This is a genomic window from Actinoplanes sp. NPDC048791 (assembly GCF_040650095.1).
In the GTDB taxonomy this organism is placed as follows: Bacteria; Actinomycetota; Actinomycetes; order Mycobacteriales; family Micromonosporaceae; genus Actinoplanes.
This window is the reverse complement of sequence record NZ_JBEZGQ010000666.1, coordinates 1-4,784: the sequence shown is the minus strand read 5'-3', so window position 1 is coordinate 4,784 and position 4,784 is coordinate 1. Positions and strand designations below refer to the sequence as shown.

The window sequence follows — 4,784 nt, the reverse complement described above, 5'->3', positions numbered from 1 at the left end:
CTTCGGCGGACCGGTCGACCCTGCCTCGGCACAGGACATCGCGGCCGACCTCGACCGTGGCCGCCGTGCCGTGCGCCGCCGCCGTACCGTCCAGACCGTTGCCGGGTCCGCGTTCGGCGTCGCCGCGCTGGCCGCCGCCTTGACCTTCGTGAACGCCGGAACCGCACCGGACGCCGTACCGGGCCGGGCGCCGGCCGTCGCCGAGGCGTCACCCGGCCGGCTGGCCCTGGTCGACTACCGCGGCCCGCAGCCCCGGAACTTCACCGTCGACAAGGCGCCCGACGGCTTCTTCATCCAGAACGACGACGAGGGCGGCCTGACCATCGCGCCCGTCGCGGTCCAGCACCCGAGCCCCGGCGTCGACCCCTCGCAGGATCCGAGGTACGACCCGCGTGACCTGCGCGGGAAGATCGGTATCTACCTGGAGACCAAGGCGTACCGCGGCGAGCTGACCGGCGAGAAGCTCACTGTGGCCGGGCACGAGTCCGTCCTGCACTCGGTCGGCCCGACCCGGCAGCTCGTCATGTCGGTGTCGCCCGAGGTGTACGCCACCGTCCAGGTCGACGTCGCGCTGAGCCGCGAGCAGATCCTCGAGCTCGGCGCCGGGCTGCACGTCCACCCGGAGGCCATCGAGCGCGCCGCGGGCGACTGACATCCGTACGGCATGAGCACCGACCGGGTCGGCAGCCGCCGGCCCGGTCCGGTGTCTCACACAGTCGCGGTCACCTTCGGCTGTGCCGCTGCCTCCCTGATCGCCGGGCCGGCGGTGCGGCGGGCGCGCAGGCCGCCGGTCAGGCAGAGCACGACGCCGAGCGTGACCCAGGCGGCCAGCACGACAACAGGTCGAGTGGCGCCGTGACCGTCGAAGAAGGCGGTCGAGCGCAGCAGCTGGCTGCCGGCACCGGGCGGAAGCAGCTGGCCGAGGGCGCCGGACCAGCCGGGCAGCATCTCCGGGGCGGTCGCGGTGCCGGAGAGCGGGTTGCCGACGAGCATCATGGTGGCGGCACCGAGACCCAGTCCGGCCGCGCCGAGCAGTGACTCCAGGCCGAGGACCGTCAAGGCGGTGGCCGCGATGGTCAGGCCGATGGCGCCCGCGTTGGCCAGGTAGGCGCCGTCCAGGGAGCCGAGCCAGAACTGCAGGATCGCCGCCATGGCGAGGCCGCCGGTGACCGCGAAGGCGAGTGCGCCGATGACCCGGCGGCTGGTGCCCCGTACCAGGCTGGTGAGCAATGCCGCGGCCAGCAGGCCGCCGATCACCAGCGGCTGGGCGCCGGACGTCAGCCCGGCACCGCGCGGGTCGTCGGCGGGCAGCGCGACGATGTCGCGGACGGCCACCGCGGGAGTCTGTCCCTGAGCCTGGGCCTGGGCGAGCGCGGTGGCGACGCCCTGCAGGGTCTGGGCGACCGGGGCGCTGGCGGCGGAGGCGGTGATCACCTGCGGGGTGCCGGTGCTGACGTCGATGGCGCCGTAGACCTCGCGGTCGCGGATCAGTCGTTCGGCGGCGGCCGTGGTGTCGACCCGGGTGATCTCGAAGGCGTCCGGGAGGCGTTGGCCGAGAGCGGCGCTGACCTGGCCGGCAGCGGCGCTGGGCCCGACGACGGCGATGGGCACGTCGTGCACCGAGGACCGCACCGACGGCCAGGCGAAGGCGGTCAGCAGCACGCTGATGATGAGGGTCAGCAGGGCGACCGCTCCGGCCACCCGCGCCCACGGTGACGGTGTCGAGGTGTCTGCTGGTGAGGAGGCCTGCGTGGCCATGTCGACTCCTTAAGAGAACGGTTGTTCGCTTTTTTATGGTGCGCTTCGCGTGCCTCCTTGTCAAGAATGAACGTTCGCTTTACTGTCGGCTCATGCCTCGCGTCTCCGAGCAGTACCGCACCAACCGCCGCGCCGAGATCCTCGTCGCGGCGGCCCGGCTCTTCGCCACCAACGGCTTCCACAACACGTCGATGGCCGACATCATCGGCGCGTCCGGGCTGTCGGCCGGCGCGGTCTACCGCTACTTCCGGAGCAAGGAAGAGCTCATCGGTGCCGTGGCGGAGCGGGCCCTTTCGGCTGCCGACGAGGTGTTCGCACAGCTGCTCGCCGACGGGGCCACACCGTCACCCGGCGACGTCCTGACCGCGATCATCGAGGCGATCAGCGACCGGATAGCCGGCGACCCGGTCACCGGCGTGGACATCACCCGGATCGGCGTGCAGGTGTGGGCGGAGGCGCTGCGCAGCCCGGAGCTCGCCACCCGCGCCGACGACGTGTACCGGCGGCTGCGCGGGCACTTCGCCGAGGTCGCCCGCCGCTGGCAGGCCGCGGGCCAGCTCGGCGCCGGCGCCGTACCGCAGCAGGTCGGCGCGGCCATGCTCAGCCTGGTGCAGGGCTTCGTGCTGCAACGCCTCCTGGTCGCGGACACCGACACCGCGGGGTACGTCGCCGGCGTGCGGGCCCTGCTGGCCTCGACTGTGTCCGTCCCGGAGAGCTGACCGCGCGACGGTTACTGGCGGGATCCTTGCGGCCGGTGCCATTGTGGCCTCATGAATCATCGGGTCGTGGTGCTCGTGCTGGAGGGCGCCAAGCCGCTCGACGTCGGCATCCCCGCGCAGGTGTTCGCCAACCGGCCGACGATGCCGTACCAGGTCTTCGTGTGCGGGGCCGCGCCCGGACCGGTGGCCGGCGGTGACGGGCTGTCGTACCACGTGGCCGAGGGGATCGACGCCTTCGCGCACGCGGACACGATCTTCATCCCGGGCTACCGGCAGCCCGCCACCACCGAACCACCGGCCGAGGTCGTCGCGGCGCTGCAGGCCGCCCACCGGCGCGGCACCCGGCTCGCGGCGATCTCCACGGGCGCGTTCGCGCTCGCGGCGACCGGCCTGCTGGACGGCAAACGGGCGACCACCCACTGGCACTACACCCGGGCCCTCGCGGAGAAACATCCCCAGGTACGGGTCGACGAGAACGTGCTGTTCGTGGACGAGGGTGACGTGCTGACCTCGGCCGGCGCGGCGTCCGGCATCGACCTGTGCCTGCACCTGGTACGCCGCGACCACGGCGTCGGACTGTCCAACATCGTGGCCCGGCGGCTGGTCGCGGCGCCGTACCGCAGCGGCGGCCAGGCCCAGTACGTGCCCCGCAGCGTCCCCGAACCGCTCGGCGACGTCTTCGCCGGCACCCGCGAGTGGGCGCTGGCCCGGCTGGACGAGCCGCTCACCCTGGAAGCGCTGGCCCGCAACGCCCGGGTGTCGGCGCGCACCTTCTCCCGGCGGTTCGTGGAGGACACCGGCTACACGCCGATGCAGTGGGTGCTGCGGGCCCGCGTCGACCTCGCCCGCGAGCTGCTCGAGGTCACCGGCCTCGGCGTGGAGCAGATCGCCGCCCGGGTCGGTCTCGGCACGGCCGCCAACCTGCGCCTGCACTTCCAGCGCATCCTCGGCACCTCCCCGACGGAGTACCGCAACACGTTCTCCTCCTGACTTTCGCTCTTCCTGATCTTGATGGCGGGATCCTTGCGCATGGTGGCTTCCCAGCCACTGTCGCCCGCCCCGGCAGGTCCCCGACGATGAACGCATGACTCGCATCGCCGTCAACGGCTTCGGACGCATCGGACGTAACACCCTGCGGGCCCTGCTGCAGCGCGACAGCAAGCTCGAGGTGGTGGCGATCAACGACCTCGCCGCCCCGGAGACCCTCGCCCACCTGCTCAAGTACGACAGCGCGCTGGGCCGGCTGGGCCGCCCGGTCGAGCTCGACGGCACCGATCTCACGGTCGACGGCCACCACATCCGGTTGTACGCCGAACGCGACCCGGCCGCCCTGCCCTGGGCCGACCTCGACGTCGACATCGTGCTGGAGTCGACCGGCCGCTTCACCGCGGCCAAGGCGGCCCGGGCCCACCTCGACGCCGGCGCGCGCCGGGTGCTGGTGAGCGCGCCCTCCGACGGTGCCGACGTCACCCTCGCCTTCGGCGTGAACACCGGTGCGTACGACCCGGATCGGCACCTGATCGTCTCCAACGCGTCCTGCACCACCAACGCGCTGGCCCCGCTGGCGTCGGTGCTGGACGACCTGGCCGTCATCGAGCACGGCTTCATGACGACGGTGCACGCGTACACGCAGGAGCAGAACCTGCAGGACGGGCCGCACCGGGATCTGCGCCGGGCCCGGGCGGCGGCGGTGAACATCGCCCCCACGACGACCGGTGCCGCCAAGGCGATCGGCAAGGTCCTGCCCCGGCTGGACGGCAAGCTCACCGGCGACTCGATCCGGGTGCCGGTGCCGGTGGGCTCGCTGGTGGAGCTCAACACCACGGTCGAGCGGGCGGTGAGCCGCAACGAGGTGCTGGCGGCGTACCGGGCCGCGGCCGGCGGCGCCCTGCACGGCGTTCTGGAGTACACCGACGACCCGCTGGTCTCCAGCGACATCACCGGCAACCCGGCCTCGGCGGTCTTCGACGCCGCGCTGACCCGCGTGGACGGCCGGCACGTCAAGGTGGTGGCCTGGTACGACAACGAGTGGGGTTTCGCCAACCGCGTCATCGACACGCTGGAGCTGATGGCCGGGGCGTCCCGCTGATAGGTTCCCACGGGTGTCCACCACAACCCATCGCACCTGGCGGCACGACCTCGGTGACTTCCTGCGCCGGCGCCGGGAGTCCATCCCGCCGGCGGCGGTCGGGTTGCCCGCGAACGGCCGGCGGCGGACGCCGGGACTGCGCCGGGACGAGGTCGCCGCCCTGGCCACGATGTCCACTGTGTACTACGAGCGCCTGGAGCAGGGCCGGGGCCCGCGAC

General features: G+C 72.8%; 6 protein-coding genes. 5 read left to right on the top strand and 1 reads right to left on the bottom strand.

All coding sequences use genetic code 11. The features are described from left to right. Nucleotides 1-652 (top strand): hypothetical protein (locus tag AB0C29_RS34050; RefSeq protein ID WP_360829065.1); only part of this gene is annotated, 652 nt, incomplete at its 5' end. A gap of 56 nt (nt 653-708) precedes the next feature. Here the strand turns inward: AB0C29_RS34050 and AB0C29_RS34045 are convergent. Continuing rightward, on the bottom strand, nt 709-1,758 hold the full coding sequence (locus AB0C29_RS34045) for a hypothetical protein (RefSeq protein WP_360829062.1): 1,050 nt from the start codon (nt 1,756-1,758) through the stop codon (nt 709-711). Nucleotides 1,759-1,850: 92 nt separating this feature from the next. On the opposite strand from AB0C29_RS34045, the gene AB0C29_RS34040 reads away from it, so the two are divergent. The 4 genes from AB0C29_RS34040 to AB0C29_RS34025 form a co-directional block, all read left to right on the top strand. Further along, entirely contained in the window at nt 1,851-2,477 is a 627-nt protein-coding gene (locus tag AB0C29_RS34040) for a TetR/AcrR family transcriptional regulator (protein WP_360829059.1), read from the top strand. Between the two features lie 51 nt (nt 2,478-2,528). Beyond that, nucleotides 2,529-3,467 carry a DJ-1/PfpI family protein gene (locus AB0C29_RS34035; RefSeq protein WP_360829056.1) on the top strand — a complete coding sequence of 313 codons (939 nt, stop codon included), beginning with the start codon at nt 2,529-2,531 and terminating at the stop codon, nt 3,465-3,467. A gap of 94 nt (nt 3,468-3,561) precedes the next feature. After that, on the top strand, nt 3,562-4,566 hold the full coding sequence (gene gap, locus AB0C29_RS34030; protein ID WP_360829053.1) for a type I glyceraldehyde-3-phosphate dehydrogenase: 1,005 nt from the start codon (nt 3,562-3,564) through the stop codon (nt 4,564-4,566). Nucleotides 4,567-4,579: 13 nt separating this feature from the next. Then, nucleotides 4,580-4,784, top strand: a 205-nt coding sequence (locus tag AB0C29_RS34025; protein WP_360829050.1) for a helix-turn-helix domain-containing protein, incomplete at its 3' end; no start/stop codon positions are given.